This is a genomic window from Rhizobium sullae (genome assembly GCF_900169785.1).
Classification (GTDB): Bacteria; Pseudomonadota; Alphaproteobacteria; order Rhizobiales; family Rhizobiaceae; genus Rhizobium; species Rhizobium sullae.
The window spans coordinates 1-250 of sequence record NZ_FWER01000246.1 but is presented as its reverse complement, the minus strand read 5'-3'; the positions used below and the strand labels follow the sequence as shown (position 1 = coordinate 250).

Genomic DNA, 250 nt, shown 5'->3' with positions numbered 1-250 from the left:
CATCATCGAGCCTGTAACCGGGCCGTCCAATTTCGCGGAGCTTATTGCCGAGTGGAAGAAGGAGCCTCCGCTCGGGCCTGAAGACCAGTTCCCGGATATTGAGGATATGCCTGCAAAGCCGGAGAACATTTTTTGAACGGGTACTTGCTTGATACGAACATCATCAGCGACATAATACGCAATCCCTTCGGACCGGCGGCTCGCCGCATCGAAGAGATCGATCCCAAAGAGATTTGCACCAGCATCATCG

Annotated in this window: 1 pseudogene; it reads left to right on the top strand. The window is 53.6% G+C overall.

Going from position 1 to position 250, the window contains the following annotated elements:
* Positions 1-132 precede the first annotated feature (132 nt).
* Positions 133-250: pseudogene (locus BN1800_RS43340) on the top strand (type II toxin-antitoxin system VapC family toxin); the annotation flags it as partial.